The organism is Sorangium sp. So ce406, from assembly GCF_051474675.1.
In the GTDB taxonomy this organism is placed as follows: domain Bacteria; phylum Myxococcota_A; class Polyangia; order Polyangiales; family Polyangiaceae; genus Sorangium; species Sorangium cellulosum_G.
In genome coordinates this window covers 8,489,215-8,514,889 of record NZ_CP150340.1, presented here as the reverse complement: position 1 = coordinate 8,514,889, position 25,675 = coordinate 8,489,215, and the positions used below count along the sequence as shown (strand labels likewise).

Annotated in this window: 23 protein-coding genes; 12 read left to right on the top strand and 11 right to left on the bottom strand. The window is 72.5% G+C overall.

Features of this window, described 5'->3' with window-relative positions; translation table 11 throughout:
- Position 1: 1 nt before the first annotated feature.
- Positions 2–943 (bottom strand): PPC domain-containing DNA-binding protein, encoded by a 942-nt coding sequence (locus WME96_RS31695; protein WP_437285319.1) that lies wholly within the window; start codon positions 941–943, stop codon positions 2–4.
- Positions 940–2,961 (bottom strand): OmpA family protein, encoded by a 2,022-nt coding sequence (locus tag WME96_RS31690; RefSeq protein WP_437285318.1) that lies wholly within the window; start codon positions 2,959–2,961, stop codon positions 940–942. The genes WME96_RS31695 and WME96_RS31690 overlap by 4 nt, the downstream gene beginning before the upstream one ends.
- Positions 2,962–3,128: 167 nt before the next feature.
- On the opposite strand from WME96_RS31690, the gene WME96_RS31685 reads away from it, so the two are divergent.
- From WME96_RS31685 to WME96_RS31675, 3 genes are all read left to right on the top strand, one after another.
- A complete protein-coding gene (locus WME96_RS31685; RefSeq protein ID WP_437285317.1) occupies positions 3,129–3,788 on the top strand; it encodes a Maf family protein in 660 nt (219 codons plus the stop codon).
- On the top strand, positions 3,785–5,350 hold the full coding sequence (locus WME96_RS31680; RefSeq protein WP_437285316.1) for a hypothetical protein: 1,566 nt from the start codon (positions 3,785–3,787) through the stop codon (positions 5,348–5,350). Before WME96_RS31685 ends, WME96_RS31680 begins: the two co-directional genes overlap by 4 nt.
- Positions 5,351–5,438: 88 nt before the next feature.
- Complete coding sequence (locus tag WME96_RS31675) at positions 5,439–5,702, top strand: hypothetical protein (protein ID WP_012238561.1); 264 nt, start codon at positions 5,439–5,441, stop codon at positions 5,700–5,702.
- Here WME96_RS31675 and WME96_RS31670 read toward each other — a convergent pair.
- Positions 5,683–6,705 carry an RluA family pseudouridine synthase gene (locus tag WME96_RS31670; protein ID WP_437285315.1) on the bottom strand — a complete coding sequence of 341 codons (1,023 nt, stop codon included), beginning with the start codon at positions 6,703–6,705 and terminating at the stop codon, positions 5,683–5,685. The two genes, WME96_RS31675 and WME96_RS31670, sit on opposite strands and share 20 nt — an antisense overlap.
- Positions 6,706–6,769: 64 nt before the next feature.
- Positions 6,770–7,330, bottom strand: coding sequence for an SMI1/KNR4 family protein (locus WME96_RS31665; protein ID WP_437285314.1), 561 nt, complete (start codon positions 7,328–7,330; stop codon positions 6,770–6,772).
- Positions 7,331–8,071: 741 nt separating this feature from the next.
- On the opposite strand from WME96_RS31665, the gene WME96_RS31660 reads away from it, so the two are divergent.
- Both WME96_RS31660 and sixA read left to right on the top strand, forming a co-directional pair.
- A complete protein-coding gene (locus tag WME96_RS31660) occupies positions 8,072–9,982 on the top strand; it encodes a MopE-related protein (RefSeq protein ID WP_437285313.1) in 1,911 nt (636 codons plus the stop codon).
- Between the two features lie 76 nt (positions 9,983–10,058).
- Complete coding sequence (gene sixA, locus WME96_RS31655) at positions 10,059–10,580, top strand: phosphohistidine phosphatase SixA (RefSeq protein ID WP_437285312.1); 522 nt, start codon at positions 10,059–10,061, stop codon at positions 10,578–10,580.
- 26 nt (positions 10,581–10,606) lie between these two features.
- Here sixA and WME96_RS31650 read toward each other — a convergent pair whose 3' ends face one another.
- Entirely contained in the window at positions 10,607–11,641 is a 1,035-nt protein-coding gene (locus tag WME96_RS31650; protein ID WP_437285311.1) for an AAA family ATPase, read from the bottom strand.
- Between the two features lie 131 nt (positions 11,642–11,772).
- Between WME96_RS31650 and WME96_RS31645 the strand changes: the two genes are divergently transcribed.
- Positions 11,773–13,317, top strand: coding sequence for a flavohemoglobin expression-modulating QEGLA motif protein (locus WME96_RS31645; RefSeq protein ID WP_437285310.1), 1,545 nt, complete (start codon positions 11,773–11,775; stop codon positions 13,315–13,317).
- 58 nt (positions 13,318–13,375) lie between these two features.
- Here WME96_RS31645 and WME96_RS31640 read toward each other — a convergent pair whose 3' ends face one another.
- Entirely contained in the window at positions 13,376–13,717 is a 342-nt protein-coding gene (locus WME96_RS31640; protein ID WP_437285309.1) for a sigma factor-like helix-turn-helix DNA-binding protein, read from the bottom strand.
- On the opposite strand from WME96_RS31640, the gene WME96_RS31635 reads away from it, so the two are divergent.
- Positions 13,712–14,152 carry a hypothetical protein gene (locus WME96_RS31635; RefSeq protein ID WP_437285308.1) on the top strand — a complete coding sequence of 147 codons (441 nt, stop codon included), beginning with the start codon at positions 13,712–13,714 and terminating at the stop codon, positions 14,150–14,152. The two genes, WME96_RS31640 and WME96_RS31635, sit on opposite strands and share 6 nt — an antisense overlap.
- Before the next feature lie 244 nt (positions 14,153–14,396).
- Here WME96_RS31635 and WME96_RS31630 read toward each other — a convergent pair whose 3' ends face one another.
- Positions 14,397–15,188 carry an enoyl-CoA hydratase/isomerase family protein gene (locus tag WME96_RS31630; RefSeq protein ID WP_437285307.1) on the bottom strand — a complete coding sequence of 264 codons (792 nt, stop codon included), beginning with the start codon at positions 15,186–15,188 and terminating at the stop codon, positions 14,397–14,399.
- A gap of 84 nt (positions 15,189–15,272) precedes the next feature.
- On the opposite strand from WME96_RS31630, the gene WME96_RS31625 reads away from it, so the two are divergent.
- The 5 genes from WME96_RS31625 (at position 15,273) to WME96_RS31605 (ending at position 21,321) form a co-directional block, all read left to right on the top strand.
- Positions 15,273–15,539 carry a phosphopantetheine-binding protein gene (locus tag WME96_RS31625; protein WP_437285306.1) on the top strand — a complete coding sequence of 89 codons (267 nt, stop codon included), beginning with the start codon at positions 15,273–15,275 and terminating at the stop codon, positions 15,537–15,539.
- 25 nt (positions 15,540–15,564) lie between these two features.
- Positions 15,565–17,883 (top strand): beta-ketoacyl synthase N-terminal-like domain-containing protein, encoded by a 2,319-nt coding sequence (locus WME96_RS31620; RefSeq protein ID WP_437285305.1) that lies wholly within the window; start codon positions 15,565–15,567, stop codon positions 17,881–17,883.
- A 29-nt stretch (positions 17,884–17,912) separates the two neighbouring features.
- A complete protein-coding gene (locus tag WME96_RS31615; RefSeq protein ID WP_437285304.1) occupies positions 17,913–18,800 on the top strand; it encodes a hypothetical protein in 888 nt (295 codons plus the stop codon).
- Positions 18,797–20,710, top strand: coding sequence for a beta-ketoacyl synthase N-terminal-like domain-containing protein (locus WME96_RS31610; protein WP_437285303.1), 1,914 nt, complete (start codon positions 18,797–18,799; stop codon positions 20,708–20,710). Before WME96_RS31615 ends, WME96_RS31610 begins: the two co-directional genes overlap by 4 nt.
- Positions 20,711–20,991: 281 nt before the next feature.
- Positions 20,992–21,321: a hypothetical protein gene (locus tag WME96_RS31605; protein WP_433927986.1), complete on the top strand. Its 330-nt coding sequence runs from the start codon at positions 20,992–20,994 to the stop codon at positions 21,319–21,321.
- Positions 21,322–21,336: 15 nt separating this feature from the next.
- On the opposite strand, the gene WME96_RS31600 is transcribed toward WME96_RS31605, so the two are convergent.
- The 4 genes from WME96_RS31600 to asnS form a co-directional block, all read right to left on the bottom strand.
- Positions 21,337–22,251: a patatin-like phospholipase family protein gene (locus WME96_RS31600; RefSeq protein ID WP_437285302.1), complete on the bottom strand. Its 915-nt coding sequence runs from the start codon at positions 22,249–22,251 to the stop codon at positions 21,337–21,339.
- Positions 22,252–22,292: 41 nt separating this feature from the next.
- On the bottom strand, positions 22,293–23,045 hold the full coding sequence (locus WME96_RS31595; protein WP_437285301.1) for a hypothetical protein: 753 nt from the start codon (positions 23,043–23,045) through the stop codon (positions 22,293–22,295).
- Positions 23,020–23,856 carry a class II glutamine amidotransferase gene (locus tag WME96_RS31590; RefSeq protein WP_061615454.1) on the bottom strand — a complete coding sequence of 279 codons (837 nt, stop codon included), beginning with the start codon at positions 23,854–23,856 and terminating at the stop codon, positions 23,020–23,022. The genes WME96_RS31595 and WME96_RS31590 overlap by 26 nt, the downstream gene beginning before the upstream one ends.
- Before the next feature lie 454 nt (positions 23,857–24,310).
- Positions 24,311–25,651 carry an asparagine--tRNA ligase gene (asnS, locus tag WME96_RS31585; RefSeq protein WP_437285300.1) on the bottom strand — a complete coding sequence of 447 codons (1,341 nt, stop codon included), beginning with the start codon at positions 25,649–25,651 and terminating at the stop codon, positions 24,311–24,313.
- Positions 25,652–25,675: the final 24 nt, after the last annotated feature.

Genomic DNA, 25,675 nt, shown 5'->3' with positions numbered 1-25,675 from the left:
CTCAGTTCTTCCGCGCGAGGCGGAACTGCTTCTTGCCGGTGGCCGGATCCACGGTGGGGGGCTCGATGCGGAGCATCGTCAGCGAGACCTCGCGCACGCGGCCGTCGCGCTCCTGGCGCAGGCGGATCCGCTCGCCGTCCGAGCTGATCACGGTGCACTCGCCGAAGTGGAAGTGGGTCACGCTGTCGCCCACTTCCGGATAGGCCTCCTCCTCCTGGCGACGGCGGACCGGGCGCTGCGGCAGCGGTATTCCGGCGGGCTCAGCGGCGGACGCCGTCGGTGCCGCGCGCGGCGGCTCCGGGGCTGGCGCCTGCGGCGCCGCGCGGGGCGGCTCCGGGGTTGCCGCCGGCGGCGCGGTGCGGACCAGCTCCGGGGCTGACGCCTGCGGCGCCGCGCGGGCCGGCTCCGCGGCCTGCGCCTGCGGCGCCGCGCGGGCCGGCTCCGCCGCCTGCGCCTGCGGCGCCATGCGGGGAGCCTCGCCCGCGGTCGCGGGGAGGGTGGTCGCCTGGGCTGCGAGCTGCATGAGGCCCGTGCGCTCGTCGAAGGTCCGTACGAGCGGCAGGTCGTCGAACACCGTGACGCGGAGCTCGAGCCCGTAGACCCGCGCCCACACGAGCTCGCCGGCGGCGAGCTGGAGACCGACGCCGGATTCACGCGCGAGCGTGGCCGACAGGCGCAGCGACGTCTCGCCCTGCTGGAGCGCGATGCTCCCCGAGAGCGCCGCGACGTCGCAGGGCCCCTCGAGGACGCGCGTCTTCGCGTAGGCGCGGGAGGCTTGATCGAACAGCGCGATCTCCGCCTGCTCGAGCGAGCCTACCCCTTCGATCCAGCCGGCGCGCGCCTCGGCCTCGTCGAGGGCGCGCACCAGCGCGGCGGGGAGTTCTTCGCCTCGATCGAGGCGGATGATCAAATGACGGGCACGGCGTGCCTCGAGAACGTTCATCGCAGTTTCTTCTCTCCGGTCGTCGAGGAGGCTGCGCCCGGAGCACGGGGGTCCTGTTCCGAGCGCCGAGCACGGGTCGCCGTCACCTCGATCTGGGGCGCGCCAGGCGCGCGCTGAGCCGATGTGTCGCCAGCGGCGGCCGTGATCCGGTCCGCCGGGATGCCTGCGCTTGCGAGGAGCTCCTTGACCGCGCTCGCGCGCGCGCCGGCGAGCTCGATCCCGCGCGTCGACTGATCGCCCTGACGGTCGGGATACGCCTCCACGATGATGACGTCGAGCGGCATGCGCCCGCGCAGGAGCTGGGCGATCATGCCGAGCTGCGCCGCCAGCGCTGGCGGCACGCGCGCGCTCCCCGCAGGGAAGCGGGCCAGGCCATCGAGGACGACGCGATCGCCGGACCACCGCGGCAGGGACCTGCCGTTCGGCTCAGGGCAGCCGTCGGCGTCGTTCGTCCCGTCGATCGTCTCGGCGGTCACCGGGCACGCGTCGGCCGCGTCGGCCACGCCGTCCTCGTCGTTGTCGGGATCGGGGCAGCCGTCATCGTCCTGGAAGCCGTCGCGATCCTCGGCCTCGCCCGGACACCGGTCGCTGCTGTCGGGGACCTGATCGATGTCGTTGTCGGGATCGGGGCAGCCGTCGTCGTCCTTGAAGCCGTCGACGTCTTCTGCGCCGTTCGGGCACGTGTCGCGCGCGTCGGGGATCCCGTCGCCGTCGTTGTCGGGATCGGGGCAGCCGTCGCTGTCCTGGAAGCCGTCGCGATCCTCCGCGGCGTTCCGGCAGGTGTCGTCGTCGTCCGGCACGCCGTCGCCGTCGTCGTCGGCGTCGGGGCAGCCGTCGCCGTCCTGGAAGCCGTCGATCGTCTCGCCCTCGTCCCGGCACCTGTCGCGCGCGTCGGGGATCCGGTCGCCGTCGTTGTCGGGGTCGGGGCAGCCGTCGCCGTCCTGAAAGCCGTCGCGATCCTCGGGCACGAGCGGGCACTGGTCGTCGCGATCCTCGACCCCGTCCGCGTCCGCGTCGCGCCCCGTCGGCGCGTAGCGGAGCCCCAGGTTGAAACGGAAGCGCGGCGAGGTGAGCGCGGGCTCCGAAGCGAACGGGATGGATCCCCCGCCGCCCGCGGTCAGCGAGACGTCGCCGGCGAGCAGCGGGGCGCTCGTGGCCGAGAGGATCCACTCCGCCGGCACCAGCGCCGCGCCGCCGGCTGGCCGGTCGGCGAGCGTGTAGAGGGCGAACGCCTCCGCTGAGGCCGTGAGCCAGCGGTCCGGCAGCACGTCGACCGCGGCGCCGAGGGCGCCGAGGAGCTGCGAGCCGACCTCGGTGCGCACCAGCGTGCTCGATCCACGGAGCCGGGCCCCGATCTCGGCCGCGACCCTGAGCTTGCCGAGCTGGTACGCCGCGGCGACGCTCGGCGCGAACGTCGCGGTCCCGGCGCTGGCGAAGACGGTCTTGTCCCCGGTCGGGAGGCCGAGCTCCAGGCGCGCGGCGAGCGAGAAGCCGTCGAGCGGACCGCTCCGCGGCGGCGGTACGATCGCGAGCGCGGCGCCCACGCGCGCGTCGCGCAGGACGCTGCGCTGCAGCTCCGTGTCGGTGCCGAGGACATCGGAGAAGCCAGAGCCATCCTGGTAAAGGGTGACGGGCGCGGCGATCGTGACCTCGAGACGGTCCGTGAGCCCGAGCGACCACAGGAAGGTCGCATCGAGCATGTTGTCCAGCAGATGGACGATCGTCCCGTCGGGGTCGGGCGACGCGACGCGCAGGCCCACCGGCCGCGACAGGTAGCTCGCCACGACCCCGAACGACGCCCTCGCGCTCGGGGCCGTCGCCGTGCTGCCCACGGCGAAGAAGGGGCCGGCGCCCGCGTGAGGCCAGAGGTTGTCGGCGTCGATGCAGCCCGACAGCCCGTTCGCCGGCGCGCACTCGTCCGCGCGCGCCGTCGCCGGGAGGGAGATCGCCATGGAGACGCCAGCGGCCACCAGCAGCGGGAGGCTTGATCGTGCCGGCACCCTCCAGTTGGCGCGCATCGCGCCCGACCCTCTACTACTGCCGGGGTGAGAGTCAAAACAGCAATCGTCTCGGCACGATCCGGGAGGGGCCCGGTGCTCGGGCGCACTCCGCGTTCCGCGGTCGCTCCCGCGCCGTGCTAGGACCACGCCCGGCCGGGGCCGGCGCCGCCGGCGTCCGCACGATCATGATCGACGACTCGCATCCGCTCCTGCTCGGCTCCGGCTCGCCGCGCCGGCGAGAGATCCTGACCACGCTCGGCCTGCCTCTCCGCGTCGCGGCGGCCGAGGTCGACGAGGCGGGGCGCGCCGATGAAGGGCCCGCGGCCTACCTGGAGCGGGTCGCCCTGGCGAAGCTCGCGGCCGCGCGGCGCCTCGACCAGGCGGCCGGGGCCGGCGCGATCCTCGTCGCAGACACCTCGGTCATCCTCGGCGATGCCATCCTCGGCAAGCCGCGGGACGAGGCCGACGCGCGCGCCATGCTCCGCGCCCTCTCGGGTCGCGAGCACCAGGTCTGGACGCGGTTCGCGATCGCGGACGGCGGTCAGGCCGATCGCGCCTGCAACGCCGACCCGGGACGCGCCGAGGCGCTCCACGCCGAGACGGTCATGACCCGGGTGCGCTTCCGCGAGCTCGACGACCTCGAGGTCGCGTCGTACGCGGCGACCGGCGAGGGGCTCGACAAGGCCGGCGCCTACGCGATCCAGGGCATCGGCGCGTTCGCCGTCGCGCGCATCGACGGCTCTTACTCCAACGTCGTCGGCCTGCCCGCGTGCGAGGTCGTCGCAGCGCTGCGGGCCACCGGGCTGCTCGCGCGCTTTCCGCTGTCGCCAGCGCGCTCGTCATGAGCGCGGACGCACCGGCCGCCGCGCGTTGGCGCGACGGGGCCGCGATCTTTGCCCTCGCGCTCGCCGCGCGTGTCGCCGTCGTGGCCTGGGCGGCCGGGCGCTTCCCGCCCACCGCCGACGGCACTTACTACCACCGCATCGCCGAGCGGATCGCCGCGGGGCTCGGCTACACGTGGCTCTGGCCGGACGGCGTGGTCACGTACGCCGCGCACTATCCGGTCGGCTATCCGGGCGCGGTCGGCGCGCTGTACGCGCTGCTCGGCCCGCACGCCGCGGTCGCGATGCTGCTGAACGCCGTCCTCGGCGCGCTCGCCGTGCTCGCCGTCCACCGCCTCGCGTCCCGCGCTGCGCCGCGATCGCGCGTCGTGCCGGCGCTCGCGGGCGCGCTCGTCGCCGTCCACCCCGGGCTCGTCGCGTACACGCCGGCCCTCATGACCGAGGGCGTCACCGGCTCGCTCGTCGCCTGCGCCGCGTGGGCGTCCGCGTGGGCGCGCGATCGTCGCCCCGCGCTGGCCCCGTTCGCCGTCATCGGGCTGCTCGTCGGCGCCGCCACCCTCGTCCGCCCGCAGGCGCTCCTGCTCGCGCCCGTGTTCGCCGGCCTCGCCCTGTCGGGCACCGCGCCCGGCGGCAGCCCCCGTCCTTCTGCATCCTTCGCGGCGCGGGCGGCGCAGCGCGCGGCGCCCGTCCTGCTCACGGTCATCGTCGCGCTCCTCGTGTGCGCGCCCTGGACGGCGCGCAATTGCGCGCGGATGAACCAGTGCGCGCTGGTCAGCGTGAACGGCGGCTGGAACCTCCTCATCGGCGCGGACCCGGCCTCCACCGGCGCCTGGGCGCCCATCCAGGTGCCCGAGGCGTGCCGCGAGGTCTTCGACGAGGCCGGCAAGGACGCCTGCTTCGGCCGCGAGGCGCGCCGCTACATCGCGGAGCACCCCGGCGCGTGGCTCGGGCTCGTGCCCCGGAAGCTCGCGGCGACGTTCGACTACTGCGGCGCGGCCGGGTGGTACCTGCACGACGCGAACCCGGCGGCCTTCAACGAGGCCGACAAGATCGCGCTCGGCGCGGTCGAGACCGTCTTCGAGCGCGCCGTCCTCCTGCTCGCCCTCGCCTGGGCGGCGCGCGGTCCCGCGCGAGCGCCCGGCGCCCTGCACGGCCGCGCTCGCGGTCCCTCGCCCGCCCAGCGCGCGCTCGGGCTGGCTCGGCTGGCGCTGCTCGCGCTGGGGATCGTCGCCGCGCTGCACGTTCATGCGTGGGTCGGCTACATGGCCCTCCTCGGCCTCGCCTTGCTCCAGGGGCGCGCGCTCCTCCGGGGGCCGGTGCTCGCGGGCGCCGCGATCGCCGTCCTCGCCGCGACCGCGGCGACGCACGCCGTGTTCTTCGGCGCGGGGCGCTACGCGCTGGTCGCCTTCCCGCTCCTCACGGGGCTCGCCGCCCTCGCCGCGGCGCGGCAGGGCTCGGAGCTGCCTCGGCCCGGGGCGGCGCGCGGCGAGGCGAGCGGCGCCCCGGGCGAGGCGATCGGGGCGGTCTCCGCGCCCCCGCGCGGGTCAGACGACGAGCTACTTTGACAGCGCCGCCTGCGCTGCTGCATCCTAGGCGCCCCTCGGCTCGGGAGCGCGTGCCCCCGGCTGGCGACGAACCCTGGAGGAGAGACGGATGCCCTTGATTGAAACGGAAGAGGCGGCGCGCCGCCTCGCGCGCGCCATCGCAAGCGATCTCTCGCTCTACAACGAGGAGAAGATCGTGCAGGGCATCCAGCAGGATGACCTCTTCACGGTCCTGTCCGAGGAGATCGAGGAGGGGCGCGCCCTGTACAAGAGCCGCGTCTCGCCGGACCTCTACCAGAAGAATTTCTACGACCGCGCCCTCGTGGACATCCTCATCAAGTCCAAGGGCCACATCAAATCGAAGATCTGGTAGCGAGCCCCCGGAGCTGGTCGAGCGCCCTGCGCATGTCCGCCGGCAGCGCGCTCTCCCAGCGCATCGGCTTCTGCGTGGCGGGGTGGATGAACCCGAGCACGCGCGCGTGCAGGGCCTGCCGCCCGAGCTCCTCGGCGATCGCCCGCACGGCCGGCTTCTTCGGCGGCTTGCCGTAGAGGGGATCTCCGAGGACCGGCGTCGTGCCACGCTCGGCCAGGTGCACCCGGATCTGGTGGGTGCGCCCTGTCTCGAGCGAGCACGCGACGACGGTCGCCGCGTCGCCGAGCCTCTCGATCACGCGGACGTGCGTCACCGCGCGGCGCGGCGCCGCGGCGTGCGCGCCGGCGCCGCCGAGGACCCGCGACGTGAAGCGGAGCCTGTCGGTCGGGTGGCGGGCGTGGAGCGTGTCGTACGTGGCGTCTCGCGCCTCGCCCGCCACGATCGCGGTGTACTCGCGCTCGATCGCGTGGCTCGCGAACCGCTGCTTCAGCGCCTCGCGGGTGGCCTCGTCCTTGGCGACGACGAGCAGGCCGCTCGTACCTCGATCGAGCCTGTGCACGATCCCGGGGCGGACATGGCCCATCGGATCGCGCGGGTCGGCCGGCGCCAGGGCGAACCCGGGCAGGGCGAGCAGCCCGTTGACCAGCGTGCCCGACTCGTGCCCGCGCGCCGGGTGCACGACGAGCCCCGCGGGTTTGTCGATCACGAGCAGGTGCTCGTCCTCGTACACCACCGGGATGACGACGTCGGGCTCGGCGGCAGTGGAGGACGGCGGCGGCTGTTCCGGCCGGATCTCCAGGAGGGCGCCCGATCGCACGGCCACCGACGCGCGCGCGGGCTCCCCGTCGACGAGGACCCGGCCGGCGCCGATCCACCGCTGCACCGCCGCGCGCGAGGTCGCGCGGCCGGCGCGCTCGAGCAGGAGGACGACCAGCTTGTCGAGCCGGTCGCGGGGGTCGCCGTCGCCCACCTGGAAGTGGAGCGATTCCGCACCGGCAGCCATCGCGTTCGTCACGAGCCTCGTCCGCAGCCGAGCGGCGCCAGCGCACGGGCGTCGCTGCGCCCGATCAATACTCCGTGTCGCCCTCGTCGTCCTCTTCGGCGGTCCCGAGCTCGGGGTTGAGCGCGACGTGCGACTCGAGATCCTCGAGGCGCTGCGCTTCGGACAGCCGGGCGAAGCCGCACTGCTCGACGAGGTACAGGTCGAACGCGGTGTAGCGCGGGAAGACCCGGACGTTCGTGTCCTCGTTGTCGAGGCCGAGGATGACGAGCTCGCCGTCTCGCCTGGCCTCGCCGAGGTAGAGGGCGTTCCACGGCTTGCCGGGGAGGTTGGGCAGCCGCACGACCTTGTTCCGGAGCCGCGACTCGGTCCAGCCGAGGTCGGTCTTCGCTTCGGCGAGCTTGCGGACCGAGGTGAGCTTCGGTCGAGGCACCGAAGGGTCGCGCCCGAAGCGATGCCGCCCCTTGAACCGCGGGCCCAGGCTATCGAGCGTGAAATCGAACTCCAGAAACGCCCGCAGCGTGGGCGGCAGCTCGACCATCAGCTTCGACTCGAGCGCATCGAGCGCCGCCGGGCTCGCTCCCACGGCGGCATGGCTGGAAGGGCGCTTCTTCAGATGCGCGATCACGCGCTGTACAAGCTCAACGCCACGTTCGATCGGTGCCATGTATCCACGGGCCGCAGTTGCGCGGCGCTCTTCAGGGCCCGGATGGGCCTCACTGGGGCCGCATTCTGGCCCCGGTTGTCGCGCGCTCGGGCGGCACTCTACATCAGCCGACCGGGAGCGCGTCCCTCTATGGTGCCTACCGGTCCCGTCCGCTCGGTGTCAACCCGCGATCGCACCGAGGGTCGAGGATCCTCCGCCCAGGCTGCGCCACATCACCGGCGCGCCGACGATCGCGGCCCGCTTCGCGTTCGCACGCCGAGGGCGCGCCGCGCCCGCCAGATCAGGAAAGCGACGGCGCCGAGCACCACGGCGGCGCCGACCGCCAGGATGACCCATTGTGGCGCAGGGTAATGGCCGCGCTGTAAACCAGGAGGCGGCCGCTCGTACTCTATCTGGAGCTGCGCGGCCACCGAGCCTCGTTACACGCGCAAGCGCCGACCCGCAACCAATCAAGGCGCGGCCCGGCCGGATTGATGCTGCGCCGCCCGCTTGCCCGGCGTCTTCGCGCCCCGCTGCAGCGCTCGATTCAGCCCAGCGGGGCCGAGCAAGACGCCGCCGCGTCAAGGGCTCAAAACTTGCTTCCCTGGAAAGCCGGGTGTGTACAGTGGACCGACGCGTGGCCATGCGGCCGGGGCGAGAGGGTGAGAGATGAAGCCGGGCTCTTCAGCATGGGTCGGGGCAGCGCGTCCGCGGTCCCCAGGGATGCGACGGATCTTCTTCGCGCTGGCAGCGTGCGCGACCCTCGCCGCGTCGGCGGGCGCGTGTGGTCGGACGAGCCTCCTCGCGCTCTCTGACGCGGGCGTCGGGGGAGGCAGCGGCAGCGGCATCGGCGGTAGCGGTATCGGTGGCAGCGGCGGCAGCGGCGGCAGCGGCATCGGCGGCGCCGGCGGCTTCGAGGCGTGCCGCGGTCCTGCGGATTGCGACGACGGAGACGCATGCACGAGCGACGTCTGCGATGGCGGGCGCTGCGAGCACGCCCCCCGCGACGACGACGGCGACGGCCTTCGGCCGCTCGTGTGCGGCGGGATCGACTGCAACGACCTCAATCCGGCCGTCTTCCCGGGCATGCCTGAGCGTTGCACGGACGCGGCGGACAACGACTGCAACGGCGTCGCCGACTGCTTCGATCCCGCGTGCGCCACGGCGGAGACCTGCGGCTGCACCCCGAGGCCCGGCGGCGAGGACTGCCAGAACGGCGTCGACGACGACTGCGACACCATCGTCGACTGCTTCGACGCGGAGTGCGCGGGGACCGCGGCCTGCGGCTGCTCCGCCTCCGAGACAGGCCGCTGCGGCGACGGCTTCGACGACGACTGCGACGGCGCCTTCGACTGCGAGGACGTCGACTGCCGCGCCGACCCGCAGTGCGCCTGCAGCTCCCAGGTGGAGGCCTGCGACAACCGCGCGGACGACGACTGCGATCTCCTGGTCGACTGCGGCGATCCGGACTGCCGCGGCTTCTTCCCCTGCGCGTGCGAGCCGCCCGGCTCGCCGGAGCGGTGCGACGACGGCTTCGACAACGACTGCGACGGGCGCGTCGACTGCGCGGATCCCCAGTGCATCTCCGCGCCGTCCTGCGAGGTGTGCGTGCCCGAGGTCTGCGACGACGGCCTCGACAACAACTGCGACGAGCGCGTCGACTGCGCGGACAGCGCGTGCATCTTCGCGCCGAGCTGCGAGCCCACGCCGGAGCAGTGCAACAACCGCCTCGACGACGACCATGACGCCCTGGTCGACTGCAGGGATCCCGACTGCGCCAGCAACCCGCTCTGCGTGCTCGCGCAGGCCAACTGCCTGTCGCCGAAGCTCCTCCCCGGGACCGGCACCTACACGGGCGACACCACCGGCCACGTGAGCGAGACCCGGGGCGCGTGCGGCGGCGACGCCGGCGAGGCGGTCTTCTACTTCGTGCTCACCGAGCCGTCTCGCGTGCACCTCGACTCCCGCGGATCGAGCTTCGACTCCGTGCTCTACGTGCGCACCGGCGTCTGCAACTCCGGCCGCGAGATCGGGTGCGACGACGACAGCGGCGGCGAGTCGTGGTCGTCCCGGCTCGAGTTCAGCATCCTGTACCCGGGCACGTACTTCGTGTTCCTCGACGGCTACACGATCGATCCCGCGAGCGGGGCGAACCAGGGTCCCTTCACGCTCAACGTCGAGATCGTCCCGAACCCGAGCGAGGTCTGCGACGACGACATCGACAACGACGGCGACCGCTACGTCGACTGCGCCGATCCCGGCTGCGCCACCTTCGGTCCGTGCCGCAACTGCGCGCGCGGCGCCGCGCCGGGCCCCGAGTTCGGGACCGCGGCGTGCACGGACGGGATCGACAACGACTGCGACGGCACGCTCGACTGCGCCGACGAGGACTGCAGCGCAAGCGACTTTTACGTGACGGAGTGCTGCGACGGCCTTGATGAAAACGGCAACGGGATCCCTGACGATTTCAACTGCCGATGCGCCTCCGACGCGGATTGCGACGATGGGCAGATCTGCTACACGCACACGTCGTCCACGTGCGGCATTCCGTGCGGCGCCTTCTTCGGGAGCGTCTGTCCCTTCGTCGCGCCGGGGTCGCACTGCAACGCCGCGACGAACCAGTGCGAGTTCTGACGCGCCGCAGGTCGGCGCTCCGTCCTGCGGCGCGCGGCGCTCCCCTGCCAGCGGTCACCCGGGCTAAGGTCACGCCATGGAGATCCTCATCATTCGCCACGGACAGGCCGTGGACGACGCGCCCGACCTCGGCGACGCGGGCCGCTGGTTGACCGGCAAGGGCCGCAAGGTCACCCGGCGCGTCGCGAAGTGGCTCGCGAAGCAGAAGGACCGCCGTCCTGCGGTGATCTGGACGAGCCCACTCGTGCGCTCCGTGCAGACGGCGGAGATCATCGCCGAGGCCGCCGAGCTGACGGACGAGGTCTCGGTGGTCGCCGAGCTCTCTCCTTCACGCGACACCGCCGAGATCCTTCGCTTGCTGGCGCAGCATCAGGGAGCGCAGCCGCTGGCGCTCGTGGGGCACGAGCCCTCCTTGTCGGCGCTGGTGACGTCGCTGGTCGGCGACATCGGCTGGACAGGCCTGAAGAAGAGCGGCGTCGTCGCGGTGAGCTGGGACGGGCGCGGGCCCGGGGCCGTGCGCTTCGCCCTGGATCTGAAGGCCATGAAGGCGGTCAACCCGGTGAAGGAAGCGCAGCAACAGGCGCCTCGGTCCCGGTAGACGGCGCCCGCGTCCGGACGCCGCGCTCAGCGCACCGATCGCTCCACGGCGCTCAGCACATCGACGTCGCGGACGCCGTCCGCTTCGGCGCGGTACGAGAGCACGATCCGGTGCCGCAGCGCCGGGATCAGCAGCGCCCTCACGTCATCGACGTCTGCAGCGGCCTCGCCGCGGAGCGCCGCGCGCGCCTTGGCCGCGATCACGAGCGCCTGGCTCCCGCGCGGCCCGGCGCCGTAGCGCACGTAGTCTCGGACCTCCTGCGCGGCGCGCTCCGTTCCCGGCCGCGTTGCCCGGGTGAGGCGCACGGCGAGGTCCACGGCCTCGTCGGTCACCGGGATCCTCGGGACGAGGCGACCGATGGCCCGCACCTCGCTCGCCTTGAGCACCGCCGTGATCGCCGGCGGCCTCCCCGAGGTCGTCCGCCGCGCCACCTCGCGCTCCTCGGCCTCGCTCGGGTACGTGACGTGAATCTCGAGCAGGAACCGATCGAGCTGCGCCTCCGGCAGCGGGTACGTCCCTTCCTGCTCGATCGGGTTCCGCGTCGCGAAGACCTGGAAGGGGTCGGGGAGGGCGTGCGTGGTGGTCCCGACGGTCACCTTGCGCTCCTGCATCGCCTCGAGCAGCGCGGCCTGCGTCTTCGGCGGCGTCCGGTTCACCTCGTCCGCGAGGACGAGGTTGTGGAAGATGGGTCCGGGCTGGAAGCGCAGGCTCCGGGAGCCGTGCTGCTCGTGCAGCACGTCGGTCCCCGTGATGTCGGCGGGCAGCAGATCCGGCGTGAACTGGACGCGCCCGAAGCTGAGGTCGAGCGCTCTCGCGAGCGACGCCACGAGCAGCGTCTTGGCGAGCCCTGGGACGCCGACGAGCAGCGCGTGACCGCGCGCGGCGAGCGTGATCAGCATGGCCTCGACGACGTCGTCCTGCCCGACCACCGCTTCGGCGATCGCCGCGCGGAGCCGCCTGGCCCCATCCGCGGTGCGCTCGAGGAGCGCGGCGTCCGACAGGGAGCTCGACTCCTCGTCGGCGGTCATCGCGTCGTCATTCCTGTGCTCGGGATCGCTCATGGGGGCAGGGCTCGTACCCTGAGGTTGCGATGCCGACAAGGACCGGGCGCCGCCCGTCCTCATGGCGGCGGAGGTTCGGCTCCCGTGGAGGTTTGCTCGGACAGGCGCGCCGGTGTTAGCAATCGGTTGTCATGGCGCAGAGCTCTGAGGCCCGGGAGAGGAGGGGGGCGCGCGAACCGGACGGGGAGGCGCAGCGCGGGCTCGAAGCGAGCGATCCGGCGGACGAGCCCTACAGCAATGGCGCCGGCGCGGCCGACGGAGGCGTGGTCGCCTCCGCGACGGCGGGGGAGGACGGCGATGACGGCGGCGGTGGGGAGAGCGGGGAGGCGCCGTCGGCCCCGCTCGAATCGCTGAACCTGCGCGACGGGCCGATCCCGCACGCGCCGCTCCCGCCGGTCGCGGGGCCGTGGCGCTCTTACAAGGAGATCCTCGCCAATCTGGGCCAACGAGTCCTCGAGGCGCAGCGACCGCTCCGCATCCTTCAGGCGCTCCGGTGGGAAGCGGATGTCGAGGAGCAATTTCTCCGCTCGAAGCAGCGCGAACTGCCCAAGGTGACCTACTCGGACGACCTCGGGTTCGATCCCGCGGCCAAGCAGCGCGAGATCGAGGCGATCCTCCGCGACGCGGAGCGGGAGCTCGGCAAGCGCGATCGGCTCGGGCAGATCCTCCGCGCGACCGCGGACGAGTACAGGAAGGTCGTGAGCATGCTCATGGGGCGGGGAACGAAGGCGTTCTACACCCTATCCCGCGAGCTCTACGGCTCCCCGAAGGACAAGCTGCCGGACGGGAAGACGAGCGTGCGGGACATGGGCTTCGTGCTCTACGACCTCCTGACGGCGATCGGCGGCGAGCGGCTCGGCCCGCCGCAGCAGCGCGAGATCACGGCGGAGATGGCGGCGCTCGAGCTGAACGCCCGCTTCGATCGCTTCTTCGGCGGCGCGTCGATCCGCGTGCAGGTGGACGACTCGCTCCTCGCCGATGCCGCTGCCGGGAGCGACTACGTGAAGATCCGGAGCGGCGCGATGTTCTCCAAGAGCGATGTCGACATCCTCGAGGCGCACGAGGGGTGGGTGCACGTCGCGACCAGCTTGAACGGGCAGGCTCAGCCGGTGGCGCGTTGGCTGGCGAAGGGGCCGCCGCGCACCACGGCAGTTCAGGAGGGGCTCGCGGTCCTGGTCGAGATCCTCACCTTCCGGAGCACGCCGCGTCGGGCGAAGAAGCTGAACGACCGCATCCTTGCGGTGGACAAGGCGGAGGACGGGGCGTCATTCCTCGACGTGTTCGAGTGGTACCGCACCGAAGGGTACGAAGAGGACGAGTGTTTCCAGAACGCCCGGCGCGTGTTCCGCGGCGGCGTGCTTGCGGGGGGGGCGCCCTTCACCAAGGACGCCTGCTACTGCAAGGGGATCGTCCTCAACTACGCCTTCATGCGCGCCGCCATTCAGCATGATCGCGCGATGCTCATTCCCTTCCTGTTCGTCGGGAAGGTCGCGCACGAGGACGTCCCTATCCTCCATGCGCACGTGACCGATGGGATCGTCCGCCCGCCGCCGTATCTCCCGCCGATGTTCGACGACATGAACGGGCTGGCGATCTGGATCTGCTACTCCTCCTTCTTCTCCCGCCTCGGGGGGACGGCGATCGCCGAGCACTACGGCAGGATGCTGGAACACTGAGCGCCGCCGACCCTGCCTCGGGCGGCGAGGCTGCATCCAGCGCGTCGGGCGAGGCTGCTCAGAAGGGTGGTGCCGCGACGGGCAGCGCGTCGGCGCCGGCCGCCGGCGCGCTGGCGATCGCGCGTGTCACCGCGACCCAGATCCGGTGCCGGATGGCGACTGGCACCTCGGGGATCAGCCGGGCCGCGTTCATGAGCGACTCGTCCTCGATGGCTCGGGAGCGCTCGGCGACCGGGAGCCTCAGGGGGTCGCGCAGCGCGCGGCGCTCCTCGGCGTTCATGCGCTTCACGGCCACGCGGAAGTCCTCGCGGGCGAGCCTGAGGCGGTTGCGCACCGTGTTCTCGTTCACGTCCAGGTCGCGCGCGATGTCGGCGGTCGTGAGCTCGAGCAGGTCGTGCATGATCAAGACGATCCGCCGGTCAAGATCGATCGCTCCGAGCAGCCGGCCGACGAGCTGGCCGCTCTGCTCACGGGCGAGCATTTGCTCCGAGCTCAGCGCCGGGTCGGCGAGATCGAACGGCCAGCTCGTCCCAGCGCCGACCGCAACCTCTCGACGACGGTGGGCGCGCCCACGATAATGGCCAACCTGTCGCCAGGCGATGCCGAACAGCCAGCGCCTGAGGGGGTCGCGGAGCGGGTTCGCGGGGTGCGGAGCGCTGCGGCCCGGGCCCGGTCCATCGTCGCGCAGGGGATGTCCGGCGCGCGCCTCGTGGGGACTGCGCCCTGGATCGAAGCCGTCGAGCGCGTGGTACGCGGCGATCATGACGTCTTGCAGGACGTCGTCGACGTCGCGCTCAGCCACCCCGAGCCAGCGGAGCGCTTGCCGAAGGAATGACAGGCCTACAGCGTACACGGTCTCGAAGCTGGGCCGCTCTGGCAGCGGCACGTGCTCAAGAGGCTGTTGCATGCCTGAACTTACGTGCAGCAGCCCCCGCTGATTTGAAAATCGTCACGCCACCCGGACGAAGCGGTTTCGATCGTAATTCGTCCTACAGCATGGCGGCCTGCTCCAGGGAACAGGAGCAACCTGGACGCCGTCTCCGGGGTGGTTGAAGAAAGTTGGCCCGTGCGTGGTGCGCTCACTTGCCCTGGAACAACGGCTTCCGCTTCTCCATGTACGCGGCGAGCCCCTCGCGGGCATCCTCCGACGCGAACAGCTCGGCCTGGAGCTCGCGCTCGAGGGCGAGCCCCTGTTCAAGACCCACCTCGAAGCCTGTCTGCACGGCGCGCTTGATGCGTCCGACCGCCAGAGCCGCGCGGTCCGGGAGCGTGAATGTGTGACTGTACGCGAGGATCCGGTCCATGAACTCGTCATGGGAGGCCGTCTCCCAGACGTCGTTGACCAGGCCATACGCGAGCGCCGTATCGAAATCGAACGTCTGCCCCTCGCACATGAGCTGGATCGCTCGCGATTTACCGATGAGTCTGGCGAGGCGCTGGGTGCCGCCCGTGCCAGGAAGGACGCCGAGCGCGACCTCCGGGAGCCCGATCTTGCCGGCGCCCTTGCGCGCGATGCGGAGGTCGCAGGCCATCGCGATCTCGAGGCCGCCGCCTACAGTGTGGCCGTTCAGCGCCGCGATGCAGAGCTTTGGCGTGTGCTCGAGGCGGCTCAACGTCTCGTTCGCGTGCAGACAGAAGTAGTATTTGAACGTCGGGTCCGATTCGCGGAGCATGTTGATGTTCGCTCCGGCGCAGAAGAACTTTTCTCCATGCCCGGTGACGACGATGACATGTACATCGTTGTCGAAGCGGGCCTCGAGGATGGCCGCATCGAGGTCCTTCATCATCTCGTGCGTGTAGCCGTTGACGGGCGGATCATTGAGGGTAAGCAGCGCGACGCCGGCAGAGGTGGCGTAGTCGACGAGAGCCATGGCCGCTCTTTACCAAACCGACAGAAAAAGCGCTGCCCCCTGGTAGAAAGGCGCGGAATTGTGCTACCCCGCAGGGAAGTACTCATGAACGCGCAGGACGTGCGGCAGAAGTTAAAAGAGCTCATGGTCGAGGAGCTGAACCTCGAGGGGAAGACGCCGGCCGACATCGACGACGGCGCGCCGCTGTTCGGCGAGGGGCTGGGCCTCGACTCGCTGGATGCGCTCCAGCTCGCCATGAGCGTGGAGGAGCGCTTCGGCGTGCGCATTCCTGAGGGCGACGAGGCGCGGCCGATCTTCGCGTCGGTGGACGCGCTCGTGGCCCACATCCTCAAGTCGACCGCGGCGGCGTGATCGCGCCGCAGAGAGCCGTTCGAGCGTGCGAATCTGGGTGACGGGCGTCGGGATCGTCTCGCCGCTGGCGCGCGGGGCGAGGGCGACGATGGACCGGCTCGTCGCAGGAGAGCGGGCCTTCGCTCCGCTCTCCCTGTTCGAGGTCCCGGGGACACGCGCGCGGATCGCCGCGGAGGTCCGTGGTCTCTCCGCCGAGGAGGTCGCTCCTCTGGGCGAGGCGGAAGGGTGGTCACGCACCGACGCGATGGCCGTGCTCTCGGCGCGCGAGGCGCTCGCGCACGCGGGCATCGACCCCAGGGCGACGCCGGTCGACCTGGTGGTCGGCGGGACGACGGCCGGCATGTTCGAGACAGAGGAGCTGCTCGCCTGGCTGTCGCATGATCCCAGCGCGATCGCCCCGTTGAAGCGGATGCTCTCGCACCCGCTCTCGTCGACGGCCGATCACGTCCGCTCCGCGGTGGGGCCGTTCCGGCGGGCGAGGAGCGTCTGCAGCGCCTGCTCGAGCGGCGCGAACGCCATCCTGCTGGGCGCAGCCTGGCTCCGGGCCGGCCTGTCCACCCGCGTCCTCGCGGGCGGCGCCGACGGCCTGTGTCGGCTGACGTACACAGGCTTCGGCGCGCTCGCGGCCGTCGATCCCGAGCCGTGCCGCCCGTTCGACCGGCGGCGCGCAGGGCTGAACCTCGGCGAAGCCGCGGCGTTCCTGCTCCTCGAGTCGGAGGACGCCGCGCGTGCGCGCGGGGCAGAGCCGATCGTCGAGCTCCGCGGCTGGGCCACCGGCGCCGAGGCGCACCACATCACGAACCCCGAGCGCGAGGGGCGCACCGCCGCCCGCGTCATGCGCGACGCGCTCCGGTGCGCGGCGCTCGCGCCTTCGGATCTCGATTACGTCAACGCGCACGGCACGGCGACGCCGCTGAACGACGTCATGGAGAGCGCGGCCCTGCGCGCCTGCCTCGGCACCGAGGTGAGCCGCATCGCCGTCTCGTCGTCGAAGGGGCAGATCGGACACACGCTCGGCGCGGCCGGCGCGATCGAGGCGGCGATCACCGCCCTCGCCATCGCGCGCGGCGTGATGCCGCCGACCGGCGGCCTCGAGGAGGTCGATCCCGAGTGCCAGCTCCTGCACCTCAAGGAAGCGCGCGAGGCGCCGATCCGCTCGGCGATGTCGAACTCGTTCGGCTTCGGCGGCACGGACAGCGTGCTCGTGTTCGCGCAGCCCGATCGGTTCCCACCGCCGCCCGGCGCGGGCGGCGCGCCGCGGCGGCGCTCGGTCGTCGTCACCGCGGCCGCGACGATCGGCCCGCTCGGCGTCCTTTCATCCCGCGGCGGCGCCGCGTACCTCGATCCTGGCCCTCCGCCGGCCGAGGGGCCCATCGCGTTCAACACGGGCGCGCACCTCGACCTCGCGCGCGCGAGGCGGCTCGACCGCGCTGGCCGGCTGACGACGGCCGCGGTCCTCACGGCGATCGAGGACGCCGGGCTCGGGGGCGCGGCCCAGCTCGACGCCGGCGCGAGCGCGGGCGATCCGGCGGCCGACGCCGCGCCGAGCCGCACGCTGCCCGGCGCCATCGTCGGTGCCTCCTTCGGCAGCGTCGACGCCTCGACCGCGTACATGCGGCGCATCTACGACAAGGGGGCGAAGTACGCGAGCCCCGCCGATTTCCCGAACCTCGTTCCGTCGTCGCCGGTCGGGCACGCCTCCATCTATCTGGGCCTCCGCGGGCCGGTGTTCGCCATGGCCGATCTCGGCGCGACGGCGGAGTCGGCCATGGTCACGGCCATCGAGCTCATCACGGCCGGGGAGGGCGAGGCGCTCGCCGCCGGCAGCGTCGAGGAGGCGAGCCCCATGATCGAGCGATGCCTCGGCCCGATCTGCTCGGAGGTCGTCAACTGCGGCGTGCGGAGCGAGGGCGCCGCCGTGCTGCTCTTCGAGAGCGCCGCGCGCGTGCGCGAGCGCGGGGCACGCCCCCTCGCGACGGTGGCCTGGTGGAACTCCTGGCGCGGCGACGGCGTGGGGATGCTCGCGGGAGCACCAGCGCCGCTTCCCCTCGGCCCGTCGGCCGACGGCGCGCAGCGAGCGCAGCCCGGCGTCTCGACGCCGGCCGCGGTGTTCGTCGGGCGGCAGGAAGATCGCATCGTCGCCTGCCTGCGCGGCACGCCCTGGGCCGAGGTGCCGCGGTCCACGCTGGCGTCGCGCTCGGGTGATCACGAGGGCGCCGGCGGGTTCGCCGCGGCCGCGGCCGTCGCGGCGCTCGCGAGCGGCGCCCTCGCGAGCGTGCTCATCGTGGGCGGCGCACCCGACCGCGGATACGCGATCCTGCTGGTCGCTCCCGGCGACGCGTGACGACGCCGCTTCGTGGGGCCGACCGTCGTATGCGCCGCCCGGCGAGCGGCGCGTGCCTCCTGCTCTCGCTGGCGTGCGCTCCCGCGTGCGCCGCCCAGGGAGCGCGGCGAGGCGGAGCGCTCGACGCCGAGTTCGCGCAGCTCCTGCCTCGCCCTTCGCCTGACGCGCCCGCCGCGCGGCCCGATGCGTCCGCGTGGCGCGAGGGGCGACAGCGCCTCGCCGACCTCCGCCGCGCGGTCGAGGGGGCCGGCCCGCGCACGCTCCGCGTCCGCCTGGCGCTCCGGGAGCCGCGCACGGGTCAGGTGCTCGAGGCGCGCGGCGCGATCGCGATCGCCCCGCCCGCAGCCGCCGTCGACGGGCGCGCGCGCGGGGCGGGGAGCGCGGCCGTCGAGCCGGACGGCGCGCTCCGGATGATCCTCCTCGGCCCGGGCGGCACCACCGCGCTCGATCTGTGGACGCGCGGCGACCGCTTCCGCTTCGCCCTCCCCGCGCTCGATCTCCTGAAGCGCGGCGACGCGTCGACGCCGCGCGCGTCGCTCCGCGGCCTGCCGGTGGACTTCCTCCGCTGGTGGATGCTCCACCCCGCGGCGGGGACGCTGCTCTGGTACGAGCGCGCCGCGAGCGCGGACGCCTTCGTCCTGCGCGACGGCGACGCCGTGATCGAGCTGCGGATCGACGATCGCGGCTCGATCGGCGCGCGCCGCACGACGTGGTCGGCCGCCGGCGACGCGCGCCGGCGCCAGCTCGACGAGGAGGTCGTGATCGCCGAGCGCATGGGCTGCGGCAACGTCCGCTACGCGCAGGCCTCGACCGGGCTGCTCGTCACGGTGGTCTGCGAGGCCGAGGAGCGCGATCGCGCCCCGGATCCGCGCGCCTTCGTCGATCCCGACGCGATCCGGCCGGGGGACGGCTCATGAGCGACGCGTGCGTGATCGCCTCGGGCGCCGTCTCTGCGCTCGGCCTCGGCCCGCTCGCCTACCGGGTCCCTGACGCCGGCGAGCCCGCGCCCGTCGCCATCGCGCACGACGCGGAGCTCGCGCGCGCCGGCCTCCAGCGGCCCTTCGCCGCGCGCGCCCCCGCGGAGCTCGGCGTCCCCTCGGGCCCCGATCGCGCGACCGATCTCCTGAAGGCGGCGCTCTCTCAGGCGCTCGCGACCCTGGAGGCCGAGCGCCCGGGCTGGCGAGACGAGCGGATCGGCATCGCCCTCGGCACCTCCAGCGGCGGCATGCTCACGGCGGAGCGGTTCTTCGCCGCGCGCGCGGAGGGCGCGGACGCCGGCGCGCTCGCCGCGCTGGCCCCGGGCGCGACCTACTTCGCGCCGTTCAACGACGCGCTCGCCTCGTTCGGCCTGGAGCGGACCCCGTTGCGCACGCACCTGCTCGCGGCCTGCGCGGCGAGCACCCTGGCGATCGGCCTCGGCCTCCGCTGGCTCGATCGCGGCGCCTGCGATCTCGTGCTCGCCGGCGGCTACGACGCGCTCAGCGTCTTCGTCGCCGCCGGCTTCGAGGCGCTCCGCGCGACCACGGCGTCCAGAACGCGCCCCTTTCGAATCGGCCGCGACGGCATGGCGCTCGGCGAGGGCGCCGCCGTGATCGCCCTCGTTCGCGAGGATCGTCGCCGCGGCGCCCCGGTGACGGCGCGCGTCGCCGGCTTCGGCGCGTCGACGGACGCGGTGCACATCACCGCCCCGGATCGCACGGGCTCGGGGCTCATGCGCGCCGGCGCCGCGGCGCTCGCCGACGCCGGGTGGCCTGCCTCGCGCGTCGGCCTCGTCAGCGCCCACGCCACCGCGACGCCCTACAACGACGCGATGGAGTCGCGCGCGATCGCCGCGCTGCTCGCGGCGCCCCGCCCTGCCGACGGCGTGGACGGGCTGCCTGGCGGCGCTTCGGTCTCTCCGCCGGTGGTCCACCCGTTCAAGGCGCAGATCGGGCACACGCTCGGCGCAGCGGGCGCGCTCGAGTCGCTCGCGGCCGCCGCCGCCCTCTCCGCGCGCATCGCCCCTCCGGCGGCGTCGGAGGGCGAGCTCGACCCCGACGCCCCGGCGCTCCTGCTCGAGCGCGCCGAGCCTCGCCCGCTCTCTGCGGCCCTGAAGCTCTCGGCGGCCTTCGGCGGCGCCAACGCCGCGCTCCTGCTCACGTCTTCCCCGAGCGGGCGCACCCCGCGGCCCGCCCGCCCCGTCTACCTGCGCGCGCACGCGCGCGTGACCGGCTCCGATCTCGGGCACCTCGCCGAGGCGACGGGCATCGCGCGCGACCGCCTCGCGCGCCTCGACGCGCTCTGCCGGCTCGGGCTGTCCGCGGTGGCGGCCCTCGCCGCGGCCGTCGGCGCCGAGCGCCTGCGCGGCGCCGGCATCGTCGCGGGCCACGCGCTCGCGACGCTCGACACCAACGAGGTCTACGACGCCCGCCGCCGCGCGCGCGGCGCCCGCTTCGTCGAGCCGCGCCTCTTCCCCGCCACGTCGCCGAACGCCATCGCGGGCGAGTGCGCCATCGCGTACCAGCTCACCGGGCCCAGCTTCGCGGTCGGCGCCGGGCTCGGCGGCGCGCTGGAGGCGCTCCGCGCCGCGGCCGAGCTCGTCGCGTCGTCCGACGCCGATCGCATGGTCGTCCTCGCGGCCGACGACGCGGGTCCGGTCGCGCGCGAGCTCCTCGGCCTCATCGGCGCGCGGTCGCGGGCGTTCACCTGCGGCGCCGTCGCGCTCCTCCTCCAGGCGGACCCAGGCGACGCGGCGCGCCTGCGCGAGGTCGATCTCGACCTCCCGGTGGACCACGAGGGCCCGGTCGGCCACCTCGCCCTCCTTCGCTGGCTCGAAGACCGCGGATAGCGCCGGTACGCCCGTCCGCGCCATCCGTGGCGTTCTTGATCGCTTCGCTTGCCGATCTGCACCCCGATCTGGCAAGGTCCCGGGCCGGAATCAGCAGCTTCCCCTGAGCGTTGTCCTGCCCGCGTATGCTCTGCCGCAAAACAAACGCTGTCGCTTCACTACTCGTCGTCGCTTCGACCGTCCTCGCCGGCTGCGCGACCCACTACATCCCGAACACGGATGTCGAGGACAACGACGACAACCGCAAGATCATCTCGTTCTGCGAGAAGTACCGCAACGCGGTGGAGAGCAAGAACGTCGGCGCGCTCCTCCAGCTCGCCTCGCCCAAGTACTACGAGGACGGCGGCAACATCGATGCGGCGGACGACCTCGATTACGCCGGCCTGCGCGAGTACCTCAACGGCAAGTTCCAGGAAGCGCGCGCCATCCGTTACGAGATCCGTTACCGGCGGGTCCTCAGGGAGGACGACGTCATCTACGTCGACTACACCTACAGCGCCAGCTACCGCATCCCGGGTCGCAAGGGCGAAGAGTGGCGCCGCAAGGTGGAGGACAACCGCCTCGAGCTGGTCGAGCACCAGGACGAGTACCGCATCGTCGCGGGGATGTAGCGCTCGGCCGCGGCTCTAGTTGAGCGCGCTCTTCGAGGAGGGGGCATCGAAGACGCCCTTCTCCTTCGCGGCGGCGAGCACGCGGAGCGCCGTCCGGTAGCCGCGCAGGACGAGCGGCTTCGCGGCGAACCGGTTCATGTAGCTGTACCGGCCGATCGCGGGCGCCACGTCGAGGAAGGTGACGTTCGGGTAGAGCTTGGAGAGGAGCTCGACGCCGCGACGCTCCTTCTCGGCCAGCAGGATGCTGAGCGACTGCCGGACCACGCCGGGCGCGCCGCTCCTCGCGATCGAGCGCTGCGACCCGTCGCGCTCCTCGGGACGGTAGATGTTGGAGATGATCACGATGTTCGCGCCGGCGTTCACGGCCACATCGGCGGAGAGCGTCCGGATCACCTCGCCGCTCAGGTGATAGCGGCCGTTGATGCGGTAGGGCCGGAACAGGCCGGGCACGCAGCAGCTCGCGGCCACGGCCTGGCTGATCGGCGTCGCCTCGTCGTAGCCTGGGCCGAAGACGACGCGCTTGGCGCTGTCGACGTCGACCGCGGTCACGTAGACCGCGTGCGGGAGCTGCCGGAAATCGTTGATCGGCAGCGTCCGACGCACGTAGCGCTCGAGCCGATCGATCGAGAACACCCCCGAGCAGAGGTACCCCGGGTCGAGCAGATCGCGCAGGGCGGGCGCCCCGAAGAAGCTCGACACGTGGAGGCGAGGCCCGCGGTGCCGGCGCCGCCACGGCAAGCGGTAGGCGTCGAGCAGCACATCGAGCGGGATGTCCTGCCCGTACGTCGCGCTGACCAGCGCGCCTGCGCCGGCGCCCACGTAGATCTCTGGATGGATCCCCAGCTCTTCGCAGGCCTTCAGCACGCCGAGGTGCGCCAGGCCTCGCGCCGCCCCCCCGGAGCCAACGAACGCGATCTTGAGGCGGCTCATCGAACGCTGATGTTGCCGGAGATGCGGCATGAGCGCAAAGCCTACTGTAGCTGGAAGTCCTCGAGCAGCCGATAGATCCTGAATCGCGGTCCGTCTCGCCGTAACCAGACCACGATCTCGTCGCCGAGCAGCCGATCGGCCGCGATCCGGGCGGTCGTGATCGGCACCCGGATCACGACGTCCTGGTCGTCGAGCGTCTCCGGCTGGATCGCGGGGTGCTGCGGCGTCGCGAGCACGTCCTCCGCCCGGAAGATCTGGAGCTCCGACTCGCGATAGACCGGCTCGCCGGCGAGCTTGCCGTACTCGAGCCGCCGGAAGCGCTGCTCCCACCAGAGCCCAGCGCTCGGCGGCTGCCCTTGTCCGCCGGATCCGGTCTGGATCGCGAGGGCGTCGCGCGTCAGCAGCTCGCTCAGCGCCTCGCTGTCCTCGGCGGTCACCCGCTGGAAGAACTCGGCCACGACGTCCAGCGCCAGGCCGATGCCGAGCGGCGTCCGAAGGGTCACGACGCCGTCGCGGGCGTCGGCTTCGTTCACCGGTCGCGGAGGCGTGCTCGCCGGATCGATCGCCACGCCGTCGGGGCGGCGACGCTCCTCGGGCAGCTCGGAGGCCGCGGGGAACGACGCCGCTCCGCCCGGCCCGCACCCGAGGAGGGACGAGCCGAGGAGCGCGATGAGGATCAGCGAGGGAGGCGCCGGCGGCGCTTGCGCGGCGTCAGGGACGCCGGCCGGCGAGGGATGCGCCCGGCGCCCCGGCGGGACGTGGCGGCGTTCAGATCGGCTCGATCGCTGGCTCATCGGCGCGCGTGAACGTCACGATCGCACGCTCACCGACGGGGGTCCATCCCGCGGGGGCCTGGTCGTCGTCGAAGTCCGACGCGACGAGCGTCAGCCGGCTCGCCGCGTAGTCGGGCATGCGCATGCGACCCAGCCCGCCGTCGCTCAGCAGCCGCTCCATGTCCTCGTTGCCCTGGTAGATGCGGTACGCCATGGGCGTGCCGCCGTGGGCCACGAGCAGGTACTCCGGGTTCGTGACCACGATGTTCATCGCGCTCGGCCCGGCCCCTTCCTCTGCGCAGAGCCGATCGACGAGCGCGATGGAGGACCGGAGGGCTGCCCGCGCGCTCGCCGCGTCCACGGTGGGCCGATCGAGCTGGTTGCTGTCGTGGAGGAAGGACAGGAACAGGTGGAAGAGGATCTCGCTGTCCGTCTCGCCGCGGACGTCCCGCTGGAGAAACTGCGGCAGCGAGTCGCTGAGCTGGCTCCGCAGCCGGGCGAACCCTTCGACCGTGCCGGTATGGGCGAACAGCCACTGCCGGTAACGGAACGGGTGCGTGTTCTCGGTGCGCAGGCTGCCGACCGTCGCAGCCCGGACATGCGCCACGAGGATGTCGGCGCGCACGTCCCTGGTCATGTCGACCAGGCTGATCTCGGGCCGGTCGTCGATCGGTCGGCGCTTGAGGAGAATCTCTCCTCCCTGGTAGAAGCCGACACCCCAGCCAGGGATCACGCCCTCCCTTCGGCGGACGACGAGGGCACGATCTTCAAGCTCGATCGCACGCGCGCCGAGATCCGGACGGTTACCGATGAAGCCGACGAGACGAGCCATAGCTTTGTCCTCGCGAGTTGGGTCGGGGGGCGGGGGCAGTGTCCGGCTCGCCGGTAGAGCGCTCCCTCATCTGCAAGCAGGGGTGGCTCCGTCGGTCGGCCGCGTGAGCGTGGGTCGCGGGTTGCGCCCTATGCTTTCTTGATACGACAGAGTCGCCCTGCAAGCGGAGCAAAAACGGATCCCCCAGCGGCGAGGCTGGCCGCGGGCACGGCCTGACCACACTGCCCGCCGCGCGTCGCGCCGGTCGCGTGACCTCCACTCCTCGCGCTCACCGCTTCCCCTACGTTGTCACCCGCGCGGCGAGCTATCTCGCGCACGGGTGCGTGCGAGGCGCGGCTAACCTCGTCTGCTTTCACGCGTCAGCCCGTCGCGTCGACGTCGTGGCGCATCGCGCCGTGGGCCGAGCCGCTCGAAACAGCGCCAGAAATCCCGGCGGGATCTCTGACGCGCGGCACTACGGCGCGAGCCGGTTCAGCATGCGCGGGAACGGGATCGTCTCGCGCACGTGGGGCAGGCCGCAGATCCAGGCGACGCTCCGCTCGACGCCGAGCCCGAAGCCCGCATGCGGGAAGGTGCCATACCGGCGCAGATCCAGGTACCAGCCGAACGCCTCGGGGGGGAGCTTGTGCGCCTCAATTGCCCGCTCGAGCGTGCCGAGATCGTCCTCGCGCTGCCCGCCGCCGATCACCTCACCATAGCCCTCTGGCGCCAGGACATCGACGCAGAGGGCGAGCCGGGCGTCCGTCGGATCGCGCTTCATGTAGAAGGCTTTCACCTGGGCCGGATAGCGGTGGATCATGACGGGGCGATCGTACCGGCTGGAGATGATCGTCTCGTCCTCGCCCCCGAGGTCCTCGCCCCAGGGGAAGTCCGGAACTACAGCTTCTCCCGCTGTTTTGCGCTTCTCCGCGCGCGCCTCGTTCAGGATGGCGACGGCCTCGTCGTAACGGATGCGGGGGAACGGCTTCTTGACGGCCTCGAGCTTCGTCACGTCGCGCTCGAGCACGGCGAGCTCGGGGCGGCGCCGCTCGAGGACGCGCTCGACGATGAAACAGAGGAAATCCTCGGCCAGGTCCATGTCGCCGTCGAGGTCCATGAACGCCACCTCGGGCTCGACCATCCAGAACTCGGCCAGGTGGCGGCGCGTCTTCGACTTCTCCGCGCGGAACGTCGGCCCGAAGCAGTACGCCTTCCCGAACGCGGCCGCCGCCGCCTCCATGTAGAGCTGCCCCGACTGGGTGAGGTACGCCTTGTCGCCGTGGTAGTCGGTCTGGAACAGCGTGCTCGTCCCCTCGCACGCGTTCGGCGTGAAGATGGGCGCGTCGACGAGCGTGAACCCGCGCCCGTCGAAGAAGTCGCGGATCGCCTGGATGATGGTGTGACGCACGCGCAAGATCGCGTGCTGCCGCTTCGAGCGCAGCCAGAGGTGGCGGTGATCCATGAGGAAGTCGGTCCCGTGCTCCTTCGGGGAGATCGGGTACTCGCCCGTGGTCGGGCCGAGCAGGCGGAACCCGGACGCGACGACCTCGAAGACCCCGGCCCGCTTCGGGTGCGCCTTCACCTCGCCGGTGACCTCGATCACGCTCTCCTGCGTGACCTTGTCGGCGGCGGCGAAGACCTCGTCTCCGACGTCGCTCTTTGCCATCACGCACTGGACGGTGCCGGAGCCGTCGCGCAACTCGAGGAAGTGGAGCTTCCCGCTCGAGCGCTTGTTGTAGAGCCATCCGCGGAGCGCGACAGTGCGGCCGACGTGCGCGCTGAGGTCGCTGGTAGCGATGACGGGCAGGTCCTGCATGGGCGCCGGAAATAGCACGGTTTA